At 41.9% G+C, this 23757-nt stretch carries 22 protein-coding genes; 10 read left to right on the forward strand and 12 right to left on the reverse strand.

Going from position 1 to position 23757, the window contains the following annotated elements; all coding sequences use genetic code 11:
- Positions 1 to 43: 43 nt before the first annotated feature.
- A complete protein-coding gene (locus K8B83_RS17485) occupies positions 44 to 730 on the reverse strand; it encodes a DUF6933 domain-containing protein (protein WP_223418482.1) in 687 nt (228 codons plus the stop codon).
- Positions 731 to 1188: 458 nt separating this feature from the next.
- On the opposite strand from K8B83_RS17485, the gene K8B83_RS17490 reads away from it, so the two are divergent.
- Positions 1189 to 2598 carry an MBL fold metallo-hydrolase RNA specificity domain-containing protein gene (locus K8B83_RS17490; RefSeq protein ID WP_223418484.1) on the forward strand — a complete coding sequence of 470 codons (1410 nt, stop codon included), beginning with the start codon at positions 1189 to 1191 and terminating at the stop codon, positions 2596 to 2598.
- 46 nt (positions 2599 to 2644) lie between these two features.
- Here K8B83_RS17490 and K8B83_RS17495 read toward each other — a convergent pair whose 3' ends face one another.
- Complete coding sequence (locus tag K8B83_RS17495; protein ID WP_223418485.1) at positions 2645 to 4702, reverse strand: TonB-dependent receptor plug domain-containing protein; 2058 nt, start codon at positions 4700 to 4702, stop codon at positions 2645 to 2647.
- A gap of 392 nt (positions 4703 to 5094) precedes the next feature.
- Here K8B83_RS17495 and K8B83_RS17500 point away from each other — a divergent pair, with 392 nt between their 5' ends.
- The 3 genes from K8B83_RS17500 (at position 5095) to tnpC (K8B83_RS17510) (ending at position 7360) form a co-directional block, all read left to right on the forward strand.
- The gene (locus K8B83_RS17500; RefSeq protein ID WP_223418487.1) at positions 5095 to 5430 is read left to right on the forward strand and encodes an IS66 family insertion sequence element accessory protein TnpB; all 336 of its coding nucleotides are present in this window, start codon (positions 5095 to 5097) and stop codon (positions 5428 to 5430) included.
- A complete protein-coding gene (gene tnpB / locus K8B83_RS17505) occupies positions 5427 to 5777 on the forward strand; it encodes an IS66 family insertion sequence element accessory protein TnpB (RefSeq protein ID WP_223418489.1) in 351 nt (116 codons plus the stop codon). The genes K8B83_RS17500 and tnpB (K8B83_RS17505) overlap by 4 nt, the downstream gene beginning before the upstream one ends.
- A gap of 80 nt (positions 5778 to 5857) precedes the next feature.
- Positions 5858 to 7360, forward strand: coding sequence for an IS66 family transposase (gene tnpC, locus K8B83_RS17510; RefSeq protein ID WP_223418490.1), 1503 nt, complete (start codon positions 5858 to 5860; stop codon positions 7358 to 7360).
- A 312-nt stretch (positions 7361 to 7672) separates the two neighbouring features.
- Here the strand turns inward: tnpC (K8B83_RS17510) and K8B83_RS17515 are convergent, their stop codons facing one another.
- The 3 genes from K8B83_RS17515 to K8B83_RS17525 all read right to left on the reverse strand — a co-directional run bounded on the left by K8B83_RS17515 (position 7673) and on the right by K8B83_RS17525 (position 9858).
- Positions 7673 to 8941 carry a vWA domain-containing protein gene (locus tag K8B83_RS17515; RefSeq protein WP_223418492.1) on the reverse strand — a complete coding sequence of 423 codons (1269 nt, stop codon included), beginning with the start codon at positions 8939 to 8941 and terminating at the stop codon, positions 7673 to 7675.
- 23 nt (positions 8942 to 8964) lie between these two features.
- Positions 8965 to 9606: a P-loop NTPase family protein gene (locus K8B83_RS17520; protein WP_223418494.1), complete on the reverse strand. Its 642-nt coding sequence runs from the start codon at positions 9604 to 9606 to the stop codon at positions 8965 to 8967.
- Between the two features lie 63 nt (positions 9607 to 9669).
- Complete coding sequence (locus tag K8B83_RS17525; RefSeq protein WP_449618985.1) at positions 9670 to 9858, reverse strand: TerD family protein; 189 nt, start codon at positions 9856 to 9858, stop codon at positions 9670 to 9672.
- Between the two features lie 315 nt (positions 9859 to 10173).
- Here K8B83_RS17525 and K8B83_RS17530 point away from each other — a divergent pair, with 315 nt between their 5' ends.
- Complete coding sequence (locus tag K8B83_RS17530) at positions 10174 to 12180, forward strand: methyl-accepting chemotaxis protein (protein WP_223418496.1); 2007 nt, start codon at positions 10174 to 10176, stop codon at positions 12178 to 12180.
- Between the two features lie 138 nt (positions 12181 to 12318).
- On the opposite strand, the gene K8B83_RS17535 is transcribed toward K8B83_RS17530, so the two are convergent.
- Together K8B83_RS17535 and K8B83_RS17540 are read right to left on the reverse strand one after the other, a co-directional pair.
- Entirely contained in the window at positions 12319 to 14460 is a 2142-nt protein-coding gene (locus K8B83_RS17535; protein ID WP_223418498.1) for a sensor domain-containing protein, read from the reverse strand.
- 594 nt (positions 14461 to 15054) lie between these two features.
- Positions 15055 to 16308 (reverse strand): RNA-guided endonuclease InsQ/TnpB family protein, encoded by a 1254-nt coding sequence (locus K8B83_RS17540; RefSeq protein WP_223417375.1) that lies wholly within the window; start codon positions 16306 to 16308, stop codon positions 15055 to 15057.
- A gap of 124 nt (positions 16309 to 16432) precedes the next feature.
- Between K8B83_RS17540 and tnpA the strand changes: the two genes are divergently transcribed.
- The 3 genes from tnpA (at position 16433) to K8B83_RS21655 (ending at position 17481) form a co-directional block, all read left to right on the forward strand.
- Positions 16433 to 16837, forward strand: a complete 405-nt coding sequence (tnpA, locus tag K8B83_RS17545; RefSeq protein ID WP_223418500.1) for an IS200/IS605 family transposase — start codon at positions 16433 to 16435, stop codon at positions 16835 to 16837.
- A gap of 211 nt (positions 16838 to 17048) precedes the next feature.
- Positions 17049 to 17192, forward strand: a complete 144-nt coding sequence (locus tag K8B83_RS17550) for a hypothetical protein (protein ID WP_223418502.1) — start codon at positions 17049 to 17051, stop codon at positions 17190 to 17192.
- 163 nt (positions 17193 to 17355) lie between these two features.
- Positions 17356 to 17481, forward strand: coding sequence for a hypothetical protein (locus K8B83_RS21655; RefSeq protein WP_263180516.1), 126 nt, complete (start codon positions 17356 to 17358; stop codon positions 17479 to 17481).
- Positions 17482 to 17886: 405 nt separating this feature from the next.
- Here the strand turns inward: K8B83_RS21655 and K8B83_RS17560 are convergent, their stop codons facing one another.
- Positions 17887 to 18240, reverse strand: a complete 354-nt coding sequence (locus tag K8B83_RS17560; RefSeq protein WP_223418504.1) for a hypothetical protein — start codon at positions 18238 to 18240, stop codon at positions 17887 to 17889.
- A gap of 779 nt (positions 18241 to 19019) precedes the next feature.
- On the opposite strand from K8B83_RS17560, the gene K8B83_RS17565 reads away from it, so the two are divergent.
- Together K8B83_RS17565 and K8B83_RS17570 are read left to right on the forward strand one after the other, a co-directional pair.
- Complete coding sequence (locus tag K8B83_RS17565; protein WP_223418506.1) at positions 19020 to 19334, forward strand: type II toxin-antitoxin system RelE/ParE family toxin; 315 nt, start codon at positions 19020 to 19022, stop codon at positions 19332 to 19334.
- A 10-nt stretch (positions 19335 to 19344) separates the two neighbouring features.
- A complete protein-coding gene (locus K8B83_RS17570; protein WP_188741208.1) occupies positions 19345 to 19662 on the forward strand; it encodes a HigA family addiction module antitoxin in 318 nt (105 codons plus the stop codon).
- 432 nt (positions 19663 to 20094) lie between these two features.
- Here K8B83_RS17570 and tnpC (K8B83_RS17575) read toward each other — a convergent pair whose 3' ends face one another.
- From tnpC (K8B83_RS17575) to K8B83_RS17590, 4 genes are all read right to left on the reverse strand, one after another.
- A complete protein-coding gene (gene tnpC / locus K8B83_RS17575; RefSeq protein ID WP_223418508.1) occupies positions 20095 to 21729 on the reverse strand; it encodes an IS66 family transposase in 1635 nt (544 codons plus the stop codon).
- A 23-nt stretch (positions 21730 to 21752) separates the two neighbouring features.
- Positions 21753 to 22070, reverse strand: coding sequence for an IS66 family insertion sequence element accessory protein TnpB (tnpB, locus tag K8B83_RS17580; protein ID WP_086904928.1), 318 nt, complete (start codon positions 22068 to 22070; stop codon positions 21753 to 21755).
- The gene (locus K8B83_RS17585; RefSeq protein ID WP_086904927.1) at positions 22067 to 22426 is read right to left on the reverse strand and encodes a hypothetical protein; all 360 of its coding nucleotides are present in this window, start codon (positions 22424 to 22426) and stop codon (positions 22067 to 22069) included. The genes tnpB (K8B83_RS17580) and K8B83_RS17585 overlap by 4 nt, the downstream gene beginning before the upstream one ends.
- A gap of 140 nt (positions 22427 to 22566) precedes the next feature.
- Entirely contained in the window at positions 22567 to 23748 is a 1182-nt protein-coding gene (locus K8B83_RS17590) for a J domain-containing protein (RefSeq protein ID WP_188926762.1), read from the reverse strand.
- Positions 23749 to 23757 lie beyond the last annotated feature (9 nt).

A 23757-nucleotide genomic window follows, 5' to 3' on the forward strand; every position in this document is an offset into this window, starting at 1 on the left:
CCAGTTAATTATTTTTAGTGGATTATTAATCAAATAACTGTGTCTATTTTCTATAATCGCTGAGGTAAACCAGGTTAGTGGTGTCTACCGGGCCGTCTTCAATATCAAGATCGTGTAACCAGCTATCGATAAACACATCATTAGCAAAAAAGTGGCTACTGCGCCCTTTTGCATTTCGAGGGAATTTACCCATAAAAACGCTAAAATCAATAAATTCGTTGGGCATTACCAACATTCCATCTTCATAACATTGTTGCTCTAAGTGCCAAGCAACCTCGTTTAAATGCCCTTGAACGCTGCGATCGCCTCGCGGATGAAATGCACAGGTAATAAATTTATCGTGGTATCGTGCTAAGGCTAAATCAGCCTCGACACTGTCCACGCCTTTTTTATTGGCTAAAAACATAAAGTTCGACACCATCATTTTCTCGAACATATTGAGAAAATCGATTTCATCACCCTTTTTTGTCGCCAAAAAAATCAAGCAATAACGGCTAACATAATCCATCACTAATAAGTATTTTTTGCGTTTAACGGTGACACAGTGCACCACCCAATGCCATTGAGTGCCATCGTGTTCTTGTGGTTCAACATCTAAGGGAAAAACAGGCGCAGCGACTGACTCTGCAATGGTTTTATGCGGTGCGGCTTCTAAACAAGACAACACTTCGCCTTTGCGAGTCACACTAAAAAATTCTGCAGCCGCTTTGGTACAGTTAAACACTAACATCAGCAATCCATCGAACATAAGCCAGAAATTAAGCTGATTATATCAACAACAGGATAATAACGACCACAACACACAAGGGATTAATTCAAAATCGTCGACTTAGTTTGTAAGCGCTTGTTATCGCTAAATCACTACTCTACAGCTAATACCATTCCGCATTAATAAGTGAACACTCAGAATGCGTCCAGCGGTTTTTGATTAAGACGTCGCAATGTAACCTGAGCTCGGATAATAAACGCCTTTCAAATAGCGAGAACGCAGAGCAAAAGCGGCTGGGGCATTCCTTTCAGGCGAGTTTTAAAAGGGCTTACACTGCGTTGCATGACTTCAAAAGAGAATAACTATTCATTCAGTCATACGCCTTGTTTAAGCCCTTTTAAATTCTCGCTGAGAGAGCATTTACTAACGCGCAATGGTATAAGTTATCTAACCGGACCTGATTCAATTAAAGGATTAATATGCAGATTATTCATCATGGCGCAGTTAATGGGGTAACGGGCTCTTGTCATCAGCTCGATATCAACCCACAACTTCCAAGCAGTTATCTTATTGATTGCGGGTTATTTCAAGGAGCGGAAACTGCAGGTAAAAACTCTGCAAACCAACTGCAAATAGACTTTAACATCGACACCATCAAAGCGTTAATCGTCACCCATAGTCATATCGATCATGTTGGCCGGATCCCCTACCTACTCGCAGCCGGTTTTAAGCAACCGATTTACGCCACAACAGCAACGGCGTCGTTATTGCCTTTAGTAATTGAAGATGCATTAAAAGTGGGCGTGACTCGCGACCAAAAGCTGATCCAGGCCTGTTTAAACCAGCTGAATAAACTCATTGTGCCGGTAGACTATAACCAGTGGGTTTCATTGCCGATAAACCTCAGCAGCAATGCGACTCAACCTGTTAAGCAAATTAAGCTTAAGTTTAAACCTGAGGGGCATATTTTAGGCTCGGCCTATGTTGAGCTTGACCTTAAAGGGCCAAATTATAAACACAGAGTGGTTTTTTCAGGTGACTTAGGCGCAACCTACGCCCCATTACTGGCAAGCCCCAAAAGCCCTTACCGAGCCGATACTCTAGTGATTGAGTCAACCTACGGTGATAAAAACCATCAAGGCCGTAAAGATCGCAGTAAACAACTCAAAGAGATTATTGAAAAAGCGGTTAAGGATAATGGCGTTGTGCTCATCCCAGCTTTCAGCATTGGCCGTACACAAGAGTTGTTATACGAGTTTGAGCACATTATTTATCGCAACAAGCACAACCCCATGTGGCAACATATCGACATTATTGTCGACTCCCCCATGGCGGCCAATTTTACTCAACAGTACCGTGCATTTAAGGATTTGTGGGACAAAGAGGCCAAGCGAAAACTGTCACAAGGCCGTCATCCACTCGATTTTGCACAACTCACCACCATCGACAGCCATCAGGATCACCTAGCGGTGATCAACTATCTAGACTCAGTCAACAAACCCGCCATCATCATTGCCGCATCGGGTATGTGCACCGGTGGCCGTATTAGCAATTATCTTAGCCGCTTTTTACCCAAGGCCACTACCGACGTATTATTTGTCGGCTATCAAGCCAAAGGCACCACTGGGCAAGACATCCAACAATACGGACCTCAAGGCGGCTATGTGTATATTGATGAACAACGTATCGACATTAAAGCGAGCATTCATACCATTAGCGGGTATTCTGCCCACGCAGACCAACACAACCTCATCAACTTTGTTAAACTCATGCACCATAAACCTAAACACATTCGTATCGTTCACGGCGATTATGAGGCCAAACAAGCGTTAGCCTCAGCATATCAAGCATTGTTACCCATGGCAGAGATTGAGATAGGTAAAGCATGACAACACCCAACAACAATCAATGACATTTCAGCGGTGAGATGACAAGTTAATGGCCAAATTTAACTCTGATGCCTGCGTTAGCAATAAAGCCATCGTTACGTGACCAAATATCAGTGGTCCATTGGCCGCTAGGCGCGCGACTAGGCAACAACATCGGGTGTTCGTCGGTTTGCTTCACATCGAGTAGGTTTTCTAAATTAATAAACCAACTGACGCTGCCCACTGTAATCTCACCCATTAAGCCTAAATGCCAATAGGGATTGGTTTCATCAATATAAGGATTATCATTTACGCGCTGCGTACCTGTGTAATAGGCCTCAAAACCTGCTCTAAAGTTGCCATGTTGCTCCCACATCGCCACAAAACCGCCAGAGTGTTCTGGGGTTAAGGCAATATCTCGTCGCCCTGTCCCTTCTGGAGACTCCTCGCTTGCATCTAAATATAAATAGCTTGCCGTGAGTTTAACATCGCCCAAATAATAACGTAGCAACACTTCAGAGCCGCGAATTTGGCTTTCACCAGATGCATTGACTAATCTCACGGCGTCTAATGTGCCGTTGCTGTTGTTAGAGAAAGACTCTAACGTAGTGACGTTATCCACATTGGAGCCAAACAAGGTCAAACTGGTTTCTACATCATCAAAACGATAAGTAAAATCAAGCGACGCTGTTTTAGCGCGTTCTTCTTGCAAGTTATCAATAGGCGCGAGCCTTGATAAACCAGCGGCCTCAATCTCTTCTACAAAGGGTGTTGGGGCAAAATAGCCTTCACCATAAGAGCCTCTTATGGTTAAGTCATTTGGGCGATAAAGCACTGACACTCTTGGACTAAATTGCGTACCGTATTCGCTGTGTTCATCAATGCGCGCACTGTAAGAGGTGGTGATTTGATCGGTTAATTCATAATCAAGCTGGGCAAACGCGCCGGGAACGTCGTAAGAATAATCAAACTCAGGGAAAGTATCTGAGCTAAAGACTTCAGATTGATACGCTAAACCAACCACCCAATCACTGTTGTCTGTGTAACCTGCAATACTGTTTTCAAATAAATAACTCTCATGTTGATCTTCTTCAATTTCAGTACCATAAACATGCACATGATCTTGCACCATCGCCGAGCCGCGTGTGGTCATGGTTAAGGTCTCTAATAACGGCATGGTAAACACCAAGCCGCCATCAAGCCTTTCTGAATCTTGTGATTGCTCAAATAAGGTGCCATCGGCTACCGTATTATCACCGAGAGTCCCTCCAGTGCGATCTTCGGTCATATAACCGCTGGTGACATACAATGTTTGTCCCGCTTCACCTTCCCAAAATAATCGAGGACGCACGGTATAGCGCTCATACCCTGCCAGATCGATCCAGCCATCGTCGTCAATATCTTGCTCGTCTTGATAATGCGCCCCAGCGGTAATCGACCCTTTGACATTCTGGCTCAGTGGCGACTCCACATAGGTGGTGACATCCTGACCATTGCGAGTGGTACCATTGACCAATACTTCACCACTTAATTCATCGCCAGGCGTGCGAGAAACAAGGTTAATCACTCCACCAAGCGCAGACCCACCATAAAGCGATGATGCCGAGCCTTTAATAATTTCAACACGGCTTAAATCTGTTGGCGGCACTTGCAACAAACCAATCGATGCCGCTTGGTTACCATAAAGCGGTAAACCATCAGCCAGTAATTGGGTATAGCGACCATACAAACCTTGTAAGCGAATATTGGCACTGCCCAGCGCTGGTGATGTGGTTTGTAATCTCACCCCGCCAGTTTCAGCCACCAGCATAGAAATGTTGCCAGGTCTCATTGCCGCTTTTTCTTCAATTTCTTCGCGGTTAACCACTTCTACACGGATAGGCTGTTCATCGGCAATTCGGCCTGAACGGGTAGCTTGTATCACAATGGTTTCCATTTCTTCTTCGTGTTCATGCTCATCTTCATGCCCCTGCTCATGATGATCAGCATCTGCATGACGTTCATCATGAGAGTCTGAGGCGTGTTGCTTAGACGTGTTAATCAAATGCACCTCATCACTTGCGTGACTTATCCCCACAACACTTAGCGACAAAACTAACGATGCCGTAGCACAATAGCTAAACATACAACTTCCTTATAACAACACATGATCTAAAAATGATATGATTGAGCTTAAAGGTTACAGCTACTGGAAGGTCAAGTTGAAAATTAGTGAATTGGCATCAATTGCCCAGGTTTCGGTAAAAACCATCCGATATTATGAATAAATTGATCTACTCCCCCCCCCGCAAACAACCCTCTCTAAATGACGATTACACTGACCCATTAGGCTTTCATATACAGTAGAGTTAAGTCGGCTTTAATAAGAAAATATCCGAGATCAAAGCAAAGCGATGTCGCGGTGTGGTTTATTCTCAGGCTATCGTTTCTCTTACGTAACCGTCTAGCGAACCACACCTCGCATCATTAATCTGCCTATTTGAAAATACCTGCTCAATGATAAATTTGGAGCAGGTGATGAAAACATACAGAACAGCGGCACAGTGGCTCGGTTTACTTCAGCAGCGCAGCAATTTCAAAGGCACTAATGTTGAATTCTGCCAACATCATAATGTCTCGATTACCACTTATTATAAACAACGTGCTTTACAGGCTGAGAACCAGCAAAAAACAACCTTACCAAAGCGCGCTACATCATCACGCTTTATTCAACTAAAACAAACCACCACTGACGTCTGCGAGTACACTCATCAAAATGCACTGCAGTTTGATACCCGCACCGGCCAACTCACCCTACCAGCAGATTTAGCAACGACCGATATCGTTGCCATTATTAAAGGGCTAATGGCATGAAGATGTTTGTTGATGTGCCCACCGTTTATTTATGTGCCGATGTGGTCGATTTTCGTAAATCGATTAATGGGTTAGCCGCCTTAGTGGAAGCTGAGCTTGAACTCCCAGTGCTCAGTGGTGCGCTATTTGTGTTTTGCAATAAAGGCCGTGACAAGCTCAAACTGCTTTATTGGGATAATACCGGCTTTGCGCTGTGGTATAAGCGATTAGATAAACATAAGTTCAAATGGCCAAAACTCATGTCACCCACCATGACATTAACAGAGCAACAATTACACTGGTTATTGTCGGGTTATGATGTCATTGGTCACAGCAAAATTGATGTCGCAGGTAAGCAACTACTTTAATATTTGCGATCGATTGATGATCATCAAAGGATGTTCATTTAGCACTGGAAACCCGCTGGTTACGCCTTAAAATAGGCGTCATGAAAAATGTACTCGCCCTTCAACAGCGCATTGCTGAACTGGAAAAACTGCTCGAAAATGAGCGGCAATTATCTTTACAAAAAGATGCGCAAATCGCTGCGCTAGAAGAACGCTGGCGCCTGGCCCAACAAAAACAATTTGGCAAAAGTGCTGAAGGCTTTGCAGGGCAAGGCGAGTTATTCAATGAAGTAGAAGAGATTGTTGAAGCCGTTGAGGCTGAGCAACAATCCATTAGCTATACCCGCAAAAAACCGGTGCGTAAGCCACTGCCAAAAGACTTACCCCGTGAGCAAGTTATCCACGACATTGAAGATAAAACCTGTGATTGCTGTGGCGGTGAGCTACATAAAATGGGTGAAGATAAGTCAGAAAAGCTTGAGTTTATCCCAGCGCAAATAAAAGTCATTGAGCACATTCGGCCTAAATACGCGTGCCGTCACTGTGATAAATCCTCGACTCATACACCGATAAAACAAGCACCAATGCCTGCGATGCCGATTAATAAAGGTATCGCGACGAGCAGTTTGCTCAGTCAGCTTATCACCAGTAAATACCAATATGGGTTACCGCTTTATCGCCAGGAAGCGATGTTCAAGCAATACGGTATTGAGCTCAGTCGCCAGACCATGAGCAGCTGGATAGACAAATCCGCCACACTGTTTGCACCACTGGTGGAACGGCTTAAAGCCGAGCTGTTAAAGCAGCCCACGTTGTTTGCCGATGAAACGCCACTGAAAGTGGTGAAATCCGATAAGGTGAACAGCTACATGTGGGTGTATTGCTCAGGTCGAGATTCACCTGAGCCAAACCATCCTACCCCCAATATCGTGCTTTACGATTTTCACAATAGTCGGGCGGCCGCCTGCGTGGTCAATTATCTTGATGGATATCAAGGTTACTTGCACGTAGATGGTTATCAAGCTTATGAAAAAACACAGGCAACCTTAACTGGCTGCTGGGCGCATGCTCGTCGTAAATTTATCGACGCGAAAAAGCTACAAGGGAAAAATAAAACCGGCAAAGCGGATGTGGTATTGAGCCTTATCCAAAAACTGTACGGCGTTGAGTCACGCGTTAAAGATAAAAGTGCGGATGATATATACACGACAAGACAAGCAGTCAGTGTGCCTATACTGGACAAGCTAAAAGCATGGCTTGAGCAAAACCAACCGAATTTAGTGGGTAATACCAAACTGATAGAGGCAGCTAATGACCTGGCTAATCAATGGCACAAACTCATTCGTTATGTTGATGATGGCAGACTGAGTATTGATAATAATCGTGCTGAGCGAGCTGTAAAACCGTTTGTGATTGGCCGAAAAAATTGGTTATTTAGTCAGACAGCTAATGGGGCTCATGCCAGTGCCACGCTTTACAGCATTGTGGAAACCGCAAAGGTTAATGGCTTAGTGCCATTTGATTACATCATGGCTTGTCTTAATGAACTGTGCCAACCAACACCGGATATAGACAGCCTGTTACCATGGAATTTTAAAAGATAGGTGTAGTTGCCCGGACGCTTACGTTTTATCAGAGAGAGTTAGAAGCTTTAAAAGAGTTATATTCCAGGGAAAGAATCTGAACGTACGAGATAACCGCAAAACGGCACGACTGGTGTTCTATCGAAAAAACTAGCTAGATTTTAAATTTTTCGAGTTAGTGGGGGAATACAATGACTTTATGGTGCATATTTGTGTTCAGTGTTTTGGCGGAACATTATTACTGATGCAACGAGGTCATTAAGCGTCGGTAAGGCTATGTTATTTAAGCTGAATAGTGTATTAATGCTATTCAGCTTTAGTGCAAGGGTTTAATTACCTGATTATCGATTTACGCTTGGCCTCAGCAAGCCAGCCTGAGAACTCAATCAACAGCTTGTCATAAAGCACATTGTCCGGTACTGTTTTGAAGTTATCAATAGGGAAAAAGTCAGTGTTATCAAGAAGGCGATCAGTGAAATCGTCTAGTTCTTCTAATATCCCATAATTGTGCCCACCAAGACCTACAAACTTCCAGAAAATTGGGTAATTGGCCGACTCGCGGATTGCATCTTTTATAGCTCTTGCCTTCGTGATGCCACCATCGGTAATGAAAACAACAAACACCGGTTCAAGGCTGTTTTTGAAGTGCTTAATAACATCAGCCATTACAGGTGGCTCATTATTTACCCCACCAAGCGTCGGCAATAATTCGAATAGCCCACGTTTACCCGAGTTTTGGATGCCAGAGATATAACCTTTAATGTTACTTAGCGACACATCAGGGTATTTTTTGTGGCGTTCACCAAATCCCCAAACTTCCATCTGTCCATCATCATCAAACTGTGTTGCCAAGACAGTAATTCGCTCTAAAACAGCTTGAACATTACCTTGCTTGAATTGCTGAGTCATAGAACCAGATGCGTCGAGAACGAAGGCGACCTTAGCCTTAACATGCTCTAGTTTGTGCTTAGCCAAACTAATACTCACTGGTTTGGCTAGGCTGATAAGATGCGGCGCCTGCTCCTGTAGCTTTTTCTCCAGGCTTACCCCCGTAGGCGGCTTGGACGCCTCTAGAATGGGGGTAGGGGTAGGTGCAGATTCATCATCCACATCGACACCATAGTTTGTCGCTAATGCCGCAAGGCCGCCATTAAACCCCATTCCAAGCGCTTTAAACTTCCATGCGCCATTATGCCGGTAAATCTGCCCGACGATTAATGCTTTCTCGCTGCGATTGTCCAATGGCACATTGAAACTAGCCTGTCCATCCACCTTTAAGCTAAGACTGGCAAGATGCCCGACCGTACTGCTTCCATCCACTACCATGGTCAAAGCAATTTTATCTACAGTGGATTCGACCTTGTCAGTGCTAAGAACATAGCGGCCACCTGTAGGTGTCTTGCTATAAACAACCGCCCCATTGGTTGATTCTGGCTGATTATAAAAAATGAAGTCACTATCACTTCTCACTTTGTCTTGGTTCGTCAACAAGAAGGCTGAGGTATCCACTTCACCAGCAAAGTTTACGCCGGGCTGATAGCAAATATCGATGACAAGTTCGCTACCATTTAAGCTAATGTTTTGACCTGAAATAAGTTCCATATTCCCCCCTAACTCGACTCTTATTAATATCCAAAATCACCGCCTCGGCTGACTTTAGTTCTAGCTTGCAAAGCCATTAAGCACTCATCACGCTTTTGCTTATTGGTAAAATTTATTTGACGTGAACCAAATGCACCGTGAATATAAAAGTTGACCCCTTTTTCCCGAGTGATATTGGTGATTAACTTAACAGGTATTTCTTCACACTCTCCCATTCGTCTTAGAAATTGAAAGCGAAGATTTTCGCTTGCACTTGCATTCGCAAGATCAAGTGGGATGATCATCATTTTTGTATCGTTATTGAAAATGACACCTAAGTAACGTACAGCAACCCTTTGAGCCATTTTGTAGATGGCGTAAATGCCGAGAACCAAAATAATGCCATTGACTGCAAGAGCATAATTGATGAAGTCTGGCGGCACTCTGGTCGTGACGTAAAACATTAGTATTAGCGTTGAGGCAATCATACCCGCACTGTAAACGATACATTTCATCAGCAACCCACTATCAAATACTCGTTGCGCATTGCTGTTGCTAAGGTACATTTTTTTAAGTTTTTTATAATGAAAAAATGAAAAAAACATAAATGGTAAGAAAATTAAAACGCCAATTATGACTAATGCTTGTCTTAACGATTCAATATCTGCTTTTTTGCTTCGAGCCATTTCATTAACCCATACTTGCTAATAAAAAAGGGCATCATTGATGCCCTTTTCGTTTACTGATAATTACGACAAGTTAACTCCGTGGGCTGTAGCTAGTGCGTGGAGGCCACCAGCGAAGCCTTGACCAACGGCTTTGAATTTCCATTCTGTACCGTGTAGGTATAGTTCACCGAAGATCATTGCGGTTTCAACAGAAGCATCTTCTGACAAGTCGAAGCGTGCCAGCTCAACTTGACTATCATTTACTTGCATAATCATATACAAAGGCAATTGATTTAACATGCATTTGGGTTAAGAAATATCACCATTAGAGACGATTTCAAACCTCTATTGGCAGTAGATATTTTTGACGATACCCAATCCACAAAGGTGTTATCTTTGGTATGAGAACTTGTGAGAGCATAAGTTTATGATAAAAATTAAAAAAACCTTTCGAATAATTTTACTGTATAGCATTAACAACCTAAAGGCTTAGGCGTAACTAAATATTCAATATGTTTGCTAAGAAAAATTTATCGTCATGCTGTCTGAAAAGTATTCAGTTTACAATAATAGGGATAATATTATATGAGCTATAAGAATTGGCCAATTTCGAAACAGATCGGGTCGCTCGCTTTACTTTGCTCGATTTTAATTTTTGGCCTAATGTCATATTTCTCCTATAAAACCGCATCAACAACGTTGAATGACAAGGCTATAAGTGCAATAAGTGCTCAAATGCAAAGCAATGCAGAGCTGATTAAATTACAATATGACAGCATGTTAACATTAGCTGAACGTAGTGCAGACATTTTCCGAACACTGTATCCCGAAAGACTCTACCTTGATGGCTCAACGGTTTCAATAGCGAACATTACTGCCCCATCATTAATGCATGGTACAGAGCAAATTAACACATCTAACACCAATGTTGATAAATACACTGAACTGACTGGCGGTGTTGCAACTATTTTTGTACGCAACCAAGATGATTTTACTCGCATTTCAACCTCATTAAGAAAAGCTGATGGTGAACGTGCAACAGGGACTAATTTAGGCACTGGGCATCCAGGATATCAACGACTCATAAAGGGTGAAGATTACCAAGGTTATGCAAAATTATTTGGCAAAGATTACATGACGATCTATCGACCACTTAAAAGCGAGAATGGTCAGGTTATAGCGATTCTATTTACTGGTTTTGATATTACTGAGTCAGTGGCTCACGTTCAACAAGCCATAAAACAACAAACACTCGAAGAATCAGGCTACTACGCAATTATCCGTAACTCTGACAATCACATTATCGTTCACAAAAATATCCACAATGACACCGTCTTTGATCCATCATTATTTTATGGACTGCCAATTGAAAAAGTCTTAAGTCATCGAGAGCCTCTTTATTATACATCTCCTAATGGCAAAAATATTTTTGCTTACTCCATTCCTATCTTAGGTTGGAATTGGACCATGACAGGCTTAGTGCCTGAAGCGGAATTACATGATGAAAGTATGGATATTCTGAAGCTTAACTTGCTCATAGCTGTTATCGGGATCATTTTAATCTCAGCCCTGTTATTCACCGTAATCAAGAGCACCATTAATCCTTTACAAAAACTTAAGTCAAAAATTGCCACATTAGGGCAAGGTGACTTATCACAACACTTTGAATTAAGTGATCCTGATAGTGAAAATGAAGTAGACCAAATCACAATGAGCATCAGTAATATGGCTTCAAATCTGTGCTCACTGATCAACTCATTGCAACAATCTGTAGTGATTTTGGAGGATCAAGCCCAAAACAGTTTGCAAGTGGCTTCTATTAATGGGGATGAAGCAAAATCTTTACTTCTTCAAACCGAACACATTGCTACAGCGATTGAAGAAATGTCGGCCTCCATTAAAAATGTGGCAGAAAATTCTGGGCAAGGAGCATTACAAGCACAAGAAATTGATAACGCTTCTAACGATGGGCACCAACAATTGACACAGGTAGTCACTGCAATGCAATCGCTGAGTGAGCAACTCACACAAACTCAACAGAACATTGAGGGAGTAAATCATGAGAGTGTGGCAATCAGTAAAGTAACCGAAGTGATTAATAGTATTGCTGAACAAACAAATCTATTAGCCTTAAACGCCGCAATTGAAGCGGCCCGAGCAGGAGAACAAGGACGTGGTTTTGCCGTGGTGGCTGACGAAGTGAGATCGTTAGCCAAACGTACTCAAGAATCTATCAGTATCATCAGTTCGACTATTAATAAGTTGCAAAAACAAGTTGAAATCACTACGTCACAAATGAAAGAGTGCCAAGAGTTAGGTTTATCTTCAGTTGTACAGGGAGATGCCGCTAACAATCAATTGAGTCAAATTAACGCTAACATCGCTGAAATGGCGATGTTCTCTTCAAGCATCGCAACAGCAACAAAACAACAAAGTACAGTGGCAGATGAGGTTTCTAATAGTCTTCATACTATTTCTTCACTTGCATCTGACAGTGATGAACGTGCAACAAAAGCAGTGAAAGGGGCCACTGAACTCACATTATTAGCCCAGAATATTAAAGGTCAAATAGGAGTGTTTAAAGTAACATAAATACAACTATGCCTAATGCCGTTCACTTAAGGTGAGCGGCATTTTTTTTTCTTTACGACTAGGTAGTCATTTTTATCTGGGCATTGCTGTTCATACACAAACAGGTGGGACCTGTGGTCGATTTAGTTAACTCTCCGACTAGGCAATCCAAGGTGAAGATGTTTTCCATAAATGGATCCACTCAGGAACTGAGCTAGCTGGCATAGGCCTTGCTATTCCGAAACCTTGTGCTAATTGACATCCCATCTTGAGTAATTGTCGACCATGCTCTTTGGTTTCGACTCCCTCAGCGATTACAGTTCGACCGAAAGTCTTCGATAATTCAATGACACTTTTTACAATGGCTTGATCATCCATATCATCTAACATGTCAATAACAAAGGATTGATCTATTTTTATCGAATCGGTCATTAGCTTCCTCAAATAACTTAACGATGAATACCCCGTTCCAAAGTCATCTAACGAAAAGCGTATCCCTAATTGTTTGCATTGATCAATAACCTCAGCGATGTGTTGAGTATCTTTGATAATACTGGATTCAAGAATTTCAAATTCAAGCTGACCTGCTTGAAAACTATTGTTGAGAAATAAGACTTCTTTTAATTGTTCAATGAAATCTTCATGTTGAAGTTGTAATGGACTAACATTCACACTAATGGGTATAACTAAACCCAAATCACGCCATTCGTTATGCTGCTTTATTGCCTGGTCAATTACCCATTTACCTAACTCAATTGCTAGAGGTTCCTCTTCAATGAACGGCAAAAAGCGAAATGGTGGCAAAAGACCTTCTGCCGGATGTTGCCAACGGATTAAGGCCTCTAAACCAACAATTTCATTAGTTTCCATATTGATTTTGGGTTGATAGAATAACAAAAACTCATTATTACTAAATCCTTGGGCTATGTATTCTAGCTCTCGATATTGTAGTTTTATCGCTACATCATTTTCAAAGTCAAATTCATGAATGCAATTTCTCCCTAGCTCTTTAGCCTTATACATTGCTTGATCAGCATGACGAATAAGTATGTCTGCATAACTATTGTCCTGCGGGAAAAAGGTCACTCCAATACTCACGGTTATAGAAAGCCGCGTATTTTCGATAATAAATTTTTCTGTGGTTGAGGAAAGTATTCGCTGTAATACTTCTCTGGCTTGATGCTGAGTGTTTAAATCATCAAGAATCAAAACAAACTCATCTCCGCCAAATCTGGCAAGTGTATCGTCTTCTCGTATTACGGTTTTAAACCGATTGGCTACGAGGCAAAGCAACTCATCCCCTATATCATGACCATAGGCGTCATTTACCTCTTTAAAACCATCCAAGTCTAAGAAAGCTATAGCTATTTGCTTATTATTCCGCTGCGCTTTGATAATCGCTTGCTGCATTCGATCAGCTAACAAATTTCTGTTCGGCAAATGTGTAAGCTGATCATAATTTGCTGCAAACTTTAACTTCTCATTTAACTCTTTTAATTCCTGATTGCGTTTTTCAAGTTTACGTTGATTCTTTTTTGCATCGGTAATATCTTGAAATATACCACTTAACTTTTCAACAACACCATCGACATAAGTGACATTACAGGTCGTTCTAACGTCGATTTTGCGTCCTTTTGTGGTATAAGTCTCAAGCTCTAAATCATACTCTTCACCAAATTGAATAGCAGCATCAAGTGCTTCTGATAATAATTTTTGGGAGTCGGGTAATAAATAACTTACTACGATGTCAACGTTAGGAATATATTCTTGCGGGGTTGTTTCATAAATTCGGTAAGTTTCATCTGTCCAAATTAAGTTATTGTTGTGCAAGTTGAGTTGCCAACCACCTAGCTTGCCTATTTCTTGAGATTCTCTCAATAACTCAGTTGTCGTTGCAAGTAGTTCTTCCTGCTTCTTACGAAAGGTAATTTCTTGGTGCATACCAATCATTCGTGTAGGTTTGCCGTCAACATCCCATGAAATAGCTTTGCCTGTAGACAATACCCAAACATAATGACCACTTTTGTGTTTCAAACGAACTTCTAATTCACAAAGTTCACTTTGGCCTTGACAGTGGTAATCATAATTCTTAATTGCCTTAGGTAAATCATCAGGATGTAATACATCTAGCCAAGTTTGGTAATCAACAGGCATTAACTCCGATAAGCTATAGCCTATAATCTCAGCCCAACGTTCATTACAAACAAGACCACCATTTTCAACACGCCAATCCCAGACACCAACATTGGTAGCATCTAAAACTAACTCATTAACCTCTTGGCTTACCGTATTCTTGTTCATGGCTTCTTACTGTTTGGGATAAAAAGTTATGGTTTGAACTAGCCTTTTATAAATAAGAGTTTTTAGCTTTCATAAATCAAAAAATAGACTTATTACTGTTTATACTTTAATAGTAAGGCTTTATTAAAGAAACAATATTCTTTAAAGTAAGGTAGACCTAACTATCAATTAAATCAAATCAAATAGTTAACAAGCAAAAACACATAACTACCACTTCTGACACCGCATTAAGTATCCGTTCCTCCAGAAGTATTACCAGTTGCTGCCCAGCCTAACGAAGAAAACCATGGTGCTACTGCTTCAAATTCTATACATACACCGTCTTCGTAACAAACCTAAACATTGAATGCTTCAAACTCACCATCGTTCATCGTCGGCACAATACAACTAATTATAGTAGTAACGACAAGAAATTATCGTGATAGCATGATCATCAGCAGCATAAACCTATTTTTGACATGCTCCCCGCCATGAATGACGGGGATCCCTGAATACAGGCGATAATAAATTACTTTATCATCGACTTTCTGCTGCTGATCGCTAATGCAATTCACTTCACAGACGCTACGGCTCTGCCCGAACCTGATTAATTACTTATGCCGCTTGCTCTAATTCGCGTAAATAGCGATTTAGGACCACTTTAGCAGCGTTTTTATCCGCATTATCTGAATGACCGCATGACAGACAGATAAATTCTGCCTGAGTTTTTCGGTTATTCTTTTCTGTATGACCACAGCAAGCACATTCACGGCTAGTATTTCTAGGATTTACTTCACCGTAAATCCCGCCTTTCCATCGCATTTTATATTCAAGTTGGCGACGTAATTCATGCCAGCCTTGATCTAAAATGGATTTATTAAGCCCTGATTTAGCCGCGACATTCTTGCCGTGATTTTCGCTGTCACCTTTCGCTGATTTACTCATATTCGCAACTTTTAAAGCTTCACAGATAATCATTGCGTGGTTCTTGCAGATTTCAGATGTCGCTTTATGTTGGTAGTCGTTGCGAATATTGGTAATGCGTTGATGCAGCCTGCTTACTTTGAGTTTTTGTTTCTTCCAGTTCTCGGAGCCTAAAGTCTTTCTCGATAACTTACGCTGTTCGATAGCTAACTTATCTTGATAGGACTTAAAAGAATGGACGCCATCAAAAACACCCTCGTTACCACAACAATCAGTGGATAAGGTCATGTTTTTGGCGATACCCATATCAATGCCTGTCATTTCACCGGGTACGTGCGTTGATAGCTCAATCTCAACCAAGCACATGATAGAAATATGCCACTCACCAACTGCATTTAGCGATACGGTAGCATTACGCAATTCACCAATTACAGGTTGGCTATTGTGGTAACGAACCAGGCCTAAGCCGTTAGGTAATTTGATATGTTTATTTTGGATATTGATTTGCTTTTTGGGCGCTGGGAACCGCATTGTTGAATGGTGCGATAGTTTGCGCGTGCGAAACACTGGAAATCCTCGCTTACCTTTTGACCATTCATCCAGTGCTTTTACAAAATCACGCTGACGTTGCTGTAAACAATCCGTAAACGCATCATCCAACCATGCCCGATGATTAAGTTTTTTCCATGATGTTAGTTGTTTGTTTAGAAAAGCAGAATTAGGAAAAGATTTTTTAAGCAACTTGCGATCTTGATAAGATAAATCATTTAGGTGCTCATAAATTGCTTTTTTGTCCGTGATTGCCACTGATTTTTTAATAATGTTAAGCACATAATCAAGGCTATCATTGAAAACCACACGCCCGCATCCCGCCATTTGAGCCAGTTTTTTAGCTTGCTCTGACGTTGGTTCTAATTTGAATCTGTAGGCTTTTTCAATTTCCACTTAATTTCAACCTTAGTTTGGCGTTCTAATTGGAGCACCGTTGAATGCTGATTTTACATGGTCTATTTGAGTAAATGATATGTTTAATATATAGTTAAACAATAAACTCAGTCAAGGTCTATTTATGGAATTAAGAAAAGGCAGGCATGTTGTTTACATGCTCCACGCTCATTTGATATTTATCACAAAATACAGGGGAAAGGTTTTCACCAGTGAGCATCTAGATAAGCTAAAAGAGATGATGGGCGATATTTGCAAAAATCATCAAGCAACATTATCAGAATTTAATGGTGAATCAGATCACGTACACTTACTGATTGATTATCACCCGGCAACGTCATTATCTAAATTAACGAACGCACTAAAGGGAATAACAAGCCGTGAAATGAAAAGGCGCTTCCCAGAGTTAAATCAGGTTGCATGGCGTAAAAATGCCCTTTGGTCTCCAAGTTACTTTGTTGGATCGGTAGGTGGTGCTCCTATCGAGGTTTTGCGCCAATACATAGAACAACAAAACAGACCTCACTGAACTCGCTTTCCCCGCCACAGGTGACGGGGCTACTCGCTCGTTATCAAGTTAAGCGCTAGATTTGAGCGGGTTTATTTGGTGTGGTTTGCTAGACACTTAAGTTATTATCAATGTCTTTCAGTGATTAGATACCATATTACAGTTCAAAAAACAATCGACAATATGCTAACATTATCTTATTACTTAGCATGATATAAAGAAGGGCAAACTCATGAGCAGTACACTCAGCTATTGGATGCCGTTTATCTCAATTGGCATCGTTATCATCGGTGGGTTATTCATGGGGATTTACCACATCGTCACCTTTAACTCTTTCAAGGCAAAACAAGCGACAAGTCACGAAGAAGATAGATAGAATGCCCTCCCTGTCTGTTCTGGTCTAATTCCATCGGACACTTAAAGTTGAGACTGTAATGGTCAATAAATTAAGAGGTCTTACTACAACCGACTTGCCATAAAGTTCGCAAAGTAGTTAATCTTTGGTAGATGGTGTGCATTTGGCCCAGAAGGAGACAATTATGTCTTTAAAAAATAGTTCGACAACAGCTCAACGTAAAGCAGATGGTATTCGTCGCCTTATCGCTGCACGTGAAGCGGCTAAGCAAGCAGGGACTCTTCGCCAAGTTTCTGCTGCATCACGTTAACGGCAAACGCCAGTGATACCATGCTGGCGTAATTTCTTGCTAACTTATCAACCGGCGGCAATGATTGACAAACAAATCACTAAACATAATCTTCAACCTAATATGACAGACACCTATGCATGCGTACGTCTGTTCTCATTTTAGCGTAGCGGTATGCTTAGTAAGTGTCTCTCGATTGCTTCAATCATCGACTTGGTAAGTGGTAAATGCGCTTTTTCTCTCGCCCAAATCTCATGAAAGCCTGTTACGGTTTGCTTGGCAGTATCTAACACCAATTTTTTTGGCAGCATGGCCTTAGCGGCTAAGTGTGACAACTCATCCAACGTGAAATCGCTGAATTTTTTGCTACGGCTAACCTTGAGCGACGCACTATCATCAGGGATATAGGGAATGGTTGAAACAAAGTCATAAGCAGGGCTTCACACGGTCAATGACGTTCGGGATCCCCAATTTGCGTTTACCGCCATCAGGTTTGTCGATCTCCACCCGCCTGACCGCTGAGGGTTGGTATTCACCTCGCTCTAATTGAGATTTACACTGTTGCCAGCCGCCTTGTTGCATCCAGAGCGGGAAGGCTTCGATGGTCATGCCATCGATGCCCGCCGCGCCTTTATTGGCTTTAACTTGACGCCAAGCTCGGTGTAGATTTTCAGGTTCGAGCAGTTGTTGGAATAAATCGTTGTTGAAGGCCGGTTGCATATCAATACGCTGCTGATAGTAATCGTCTGGCGACGTAGTGGGTATCGAGAAGTTTGACAAGACTCATCCTTCTTCTAAATGTTCAGGCCTTCACCATATCCCAACCATTACGATGGGCGTTGGGCTACTCGGCAACTGCTCCTGCGTTACTCTACCTCCTGCATCCATGCAGTCGTATGCCGTCTGCTGACTTCTGCTAAATCACATGCCAAGTTACCCCGTCATGCGCTACCGGTTTCCATCTGGTTCGCTCTTTTCAGTCGATGAAGTTGAAAAGCCAAGGCACTTATAGACCAGAGCCTTACTGGTTAATGACCGATCGCGTGTTAAACAGATCTCCCCACTCTTTATTGGTAGAGAAGGAACATGAACTTTCTTTGCACTGCTGCATCATTTACGGTGGCCATTAGATCACGTGGTTTCGTCGTCTTGTCCCCTTACTTCGTGGGGGAGGCCCTGCCAACTCACCTCTAGCCTACGCCTCATATGATGTTCTTGTTCATCAGCTCGCATTCTTTATCAATAAAAAGGCTAGCGGCTTCCTCCAGACCATACCTTGCGATTAAGCCCTTGCCATTCGCTAGTAGTTAACGTTTAATAATAGTATGTTATTCTCTTTTAGAAAGAGTAACGGTGACCTTCCTACAGAGGACTTTCACCTCATTAGTTCATGCCCATGCTGGGCGTACACAAGGCGCTGCACTCGGACAAAATAAGCTGCGTTCGTTCCTCGCTCCGCTTTATTTTGCCGGTGAGCTAGTCGTTATGTACTTTTCTGAAATCCTTCCTACAAATCAAACTTGTGCACAGTGTCATTATGCGTTAGTCTTTGTCTATGGATGCACAATGAGACAGTGCAAGTTGCAATGGCATTAGAATTTAAAGATAAGTGGTTAGAGCAGTTTTACGAGGATGATAAACGACATCGTTTAATTCCAAGTAGCATAGAGAATGCTCTATTTCGGAAGCTAGAAATCTTAGATGCAGCTCAAGCTGAATCAGACTTAAGAATTCCACCGGGTAATCGTTTTGAACATCTTGAAGGAAATCTTAAAGGTTGGTGTTCAATTCGAGTGAACAAACAGTATCGTTTGATTTTTCAGTGGGTTGATGGTGTTGCACTAAATACTTACTTAGACCCACATCAGTATTGAGGTAACGACTATGCGTAAGACAAAACGTCGTCCAGTTAGCGTTGGGGAAATGTTAAAAGTTGAATTTCTTGAACCTATGGGCATCACATCAAAAGCGCTCGCTGAAGCGATGGGCGTACACAGAAATACGGTGAGTAATTTGATTAATGGTGGTGTGTTAACAGCTCCGGTAGCAATCAAGTTAGCAGCGGCATTAGGCAACACACCAGAATTTTGGCTTAACATTCAACATGCAGTTGATCTTTGGGATACGAGAAATCTTTATCAAGAAGAAGCAAAGTTTGTAAAACCGTTGTTTGTTTCGCTGGAACAAAGCGCACGTACATAATCGGGTAGCCGGAGGTATCTAGCCTCCAGCCCCCACACCACCCTGCATGCGGCTCCGCACACGACTGAATGGATTCAGGAGGTAGAGCAACGCAGGAGCATGTTGCCGAGGGCGGTTCATTTAGAACCCTTAACAGCTTGGGCACAGCGACACGCGATTACTGTTTGATGTCTACGCACCTTATGTGGCCAATGCGTCACGCCTCGATGGCACATTAATGAAAAGCGAGGGGCTGGGATAACAACCTTGAACACTATAGACCCTTTAACTAGGTCTAAAGTGGTTTGGATTAAGACCTCATAGTAATAGATCGTGAGCTTACGGCAGCATGGCGTGACATAAGTAATAAAGCAAAAAATCTGGTTTCTTAAATTTCAGGCACGGCAATACTTAGGCCACTGGCCCAAGCATTGCTTGATTATGAGCGGTTTATTATTGGTATTGGTCGAGATAATTCCAAGGTAGGTATTTTTCAGGATGCTTTTTTGCATCATCCGCATCTCGTTGCAGTCGCGTAAAGTAATCAAATACATTGATGCCTGCTTCATTGCCTGTTGCTATCATCGACGTGATAACATCGCCAATGTTCGCACCGAGTAAGCTTTTACGAAACATCGCATTTTTTCTATCTCGCACCACTATTTTTAACATCGATTCTATGCGGTTATTATCTATTTTTACCCCTTCGTGATGGCAAAATAAACTCAGCCCGTCATAGTGTTTTAAAAAATAACGGATAGCTTTGCCTAGACCGCTATTTTTTTCAATGCTTTCATTAGTAAAGTGCTTTTCACCCCAACTTTTAATCGCTTCAAGTATGGGTAATGAATGTTGCTGATGGTACTCAAGTCGCTCGCGTGCGGTGAGTTCACGTTCAATGGTTGTCTGTTCATTGCGCCAAACTTCACCATAGAGTGTGAGTATATTTTCAACCTCTTCGGGGAAATGATTAATGACATCGACAAACTGGCGCCTTGCATGGCTATTACAAAGTGATGTTTCAACCTCGCAAGTACTTGGCTGATTACTGGCGAGCGCATCACTCATTAATATCGGTGCGACAGTGACTTGTCGTTTGTAGAGTATGCGGTCGATAAACTCACCTGCGTGCCCAATATTGGTTTCAAATAACACAATATCATGGCCCGTTTTTAAGCTGGCAATCACTCCTGATGTATAAACACCTGAGCGCAAGCGTGTTTTCTCGCTATTACGTACTTTCTTTTCAACTGGCTTGGCGTCAAGAATACGGTGGGTGGTGTCATCTAAGTAATAGTGCTTAGCATCGCCAGCCAACTCAAACAAGTGCTGGTAAACAGGATAAATCGCATCACAGACAAGCTCTACTTGGTCAAACACCGTCGACGCAGTGATGTTGACGCCCAATAGCTTTTGGATGTTGCCTTGACGATAAAAAGGTAGCCCTGCAAAGTATTTATAAATCGCCATTAACGCACGCGCAGAGTAACCATATTTTTGATGACTATTACCGTCATGTAATACTTCATCGGGCAGGTTTGCCGTGAAATAGGCACCACACGCATTGCAACGCAAGCGCTCCATAATATGTTGCTCTGGGGTAAAAGGCGTTTGCCCTGTAATGCGCAACAAACTGCCAGGCTCGACTTTATAGACCTTACCTTTCAAACATTCTGGGCAGCTATCCCCTTTATTTACTTCGTTTAACGCATGTTTGATGATAACCGGTTTGACCTGTGTAAAGTCTTCATCCTGTGTTTTTAGTTTTTTACTTTTCTTGCTGGTTTTTTTCTGTGCTTTACACAGGTCGCTTTGTTTTTCTGATGATTTTTCAATCCCAAGTAACTTACGTAATTTATGCACGGTGATACCGTGGTCAGCTAGCTTGTTTTGTGTTGTTGTTAATGTCAGTAACGCATCAAGCAATAACTGATAATCATCAGCGCTAAGCGCAAGATTATTTTCTTTGGCTTCAATCACTCGCTTGATTAAATCATCGAGAGATTGTGCATCGATATCGTTAAAAGGTTTTGCCACAATAAGCCTTTTGCCTGCGGGAATAAAAAAGAGGATGGAGTATGATCCCATTTAAAATGAAATCAAGCGGTTATTTATAATGGGTGGTAATTCCCGCTGAGCAATTGCCGTAAATGTTTGGCGTCCACGGACGTCATGGCACTATTAATGGTTGGCCAGCCAGAGAACTTGCCCTTAGATAAACGCTTTGTCATCAACCAAAAACCGTTATTTTCATAAGCGAGTGCGCGCACCATGGTTTTGTTACGATTAATAAAAACAAACAAGGTACCAGAGCGAGGCTCACAATGAAGGCGTTGTTTACACAGCGTAGCTAACCCATCAATGCCTTGACGAAAATCAGCGGGCTGGGTAGCAATCAAAATGTCGCTATGACGGGTTAAATGGATCATGATTTTATGGCCTCAATTAACTGAGCAAACCGTGTTTCGCTGACTTCGCCAGATACGGCTAAAGAATTGCCATTGTTGAACTTCAGGGAGATAGAAAGCGACTCGGTTATCGGCGTTGCATTGGGTAGTGAAATAAAGTGATTGGATACATCACTTGATGAGTTGGCGGTAAGCCAAGTATTGAATTGCTCATGACTAATACGCAACTTTTTAACAATGGTTGTTTTTGAATAATGCGGTAAAAGGGCGATCGCTTGCTGGCGCAAATTTTCAGGGATTGCACTACCTCGAGAAGGTTTATTGCTTCGCCACTGTTCAAAGTTAGCGAGGGTGTTAAGGAGTTTATCTGGCATCATTGTGACCGGGTTGATTTAGTTACAATGATTAAATCAGGTTAATTGAAATAAGTTGAGCTACGCTGCCGTAAGCTCACAATAGATCAAGTGAGCATGCCAAACACTGATAACGCCAGCAATGGCATCTCGACCAGCAAAATCTAATCCAGAAAATCTTCAAACATCTCAAAACCCATCATATCGTTCAACTGTCGCTGATGGGCCCGTTGACTTAACTGTTTACGTAAAGCCTGTACCGTAGTCAGACTATTAATCTTAGCGTATAACGCTTCAGATTCAACAATCAACAATGCACCATATTGTTCCAACGTTTTTGCACGCGATGCCTTAGATCCACCACCAAAACGACGCCAAATTTCTGATTTAATGTCGTTACCATGCTGCATAAATTGATGCTCTTGATTCAGTAATGCAATTTTTGAATGCAATGCGCCCTCAATTCGCTTTAGCATGTCATCATCTGCGGTGAGTTTATATTCGGGTAGATGTTCTTGTGCCATCATCAGTAATGAGAGCGCATCTTTATCTTTTTTAGCCTGCGAAAGCAGCTGCATTAAGTCTTTCTTTAAGGCTTTTTTCTCTGGATCTTGCTCTTTATCAGGATGAAGTTGATTGGCGAGTTGTCGATACAATTTCGTCATTGCCCTATCTTCAAATAATGATGAGTCCATCGGTAATTCAGACTCATCATTTCCAAATGAAAAGTCATCATTCATGTCCCAATCAGGTCCATCCCACTCAAAATCATCTTCATATTCATTTTCTGAATCAGAATGAATATCTTGGCTCATCATGTCTTGCATATACGCTTGAAAACGTTCAGGTTGATGAATCATATCAATTAGCTCTTCGTCGCTTAATGGCAAGTACTGACCAAACATGGCAAACAGATCTTCTCGAAGCGCCTCAAGTTCATCAACACTAACATCTAGCTTTGGCATGCTCGACTGATAATCAATCAATAATGACGTAAAATGCTCACGCAGCTCAGTCGTACTAATTGGATTAAACGGATTTGCCTCAAGTATGGTTAATTCCTCTTGAATCCAATGATAAAGCGTTTCCCTTTGGTTACCTTTAATCGTTTTACGTGGCACAAACGTCAACAAATGCCGGATCCACGTTGCGGTCGCTTTGCAAACAACGTGTTCTTTTGACTCAATGAGCGGTTTAAACTCTTCATAAAAATCATCTAACTTAGCTTGATAGCGTTGATTACGCGTTTGTTTTTTTTCGACGTCTTGCCACAATTTTTCAAGTTTTTGCGACTTTTTTTTGGATTGATGAAGAGCTGTGTCATCGATAATGGTCATTAATGTCATGCAGAGTAC

It is taken from the genome of Shewanella inventionis, from assembly GCF_019931735.1.
In the GTDB taxonomy this organism is placed as follows: Bacteria; Pseudomonadota; Gammaproteobacteria; order Enterobacterales; family Shewanellaceae; genus Shewanella; species Shewanella inventionis.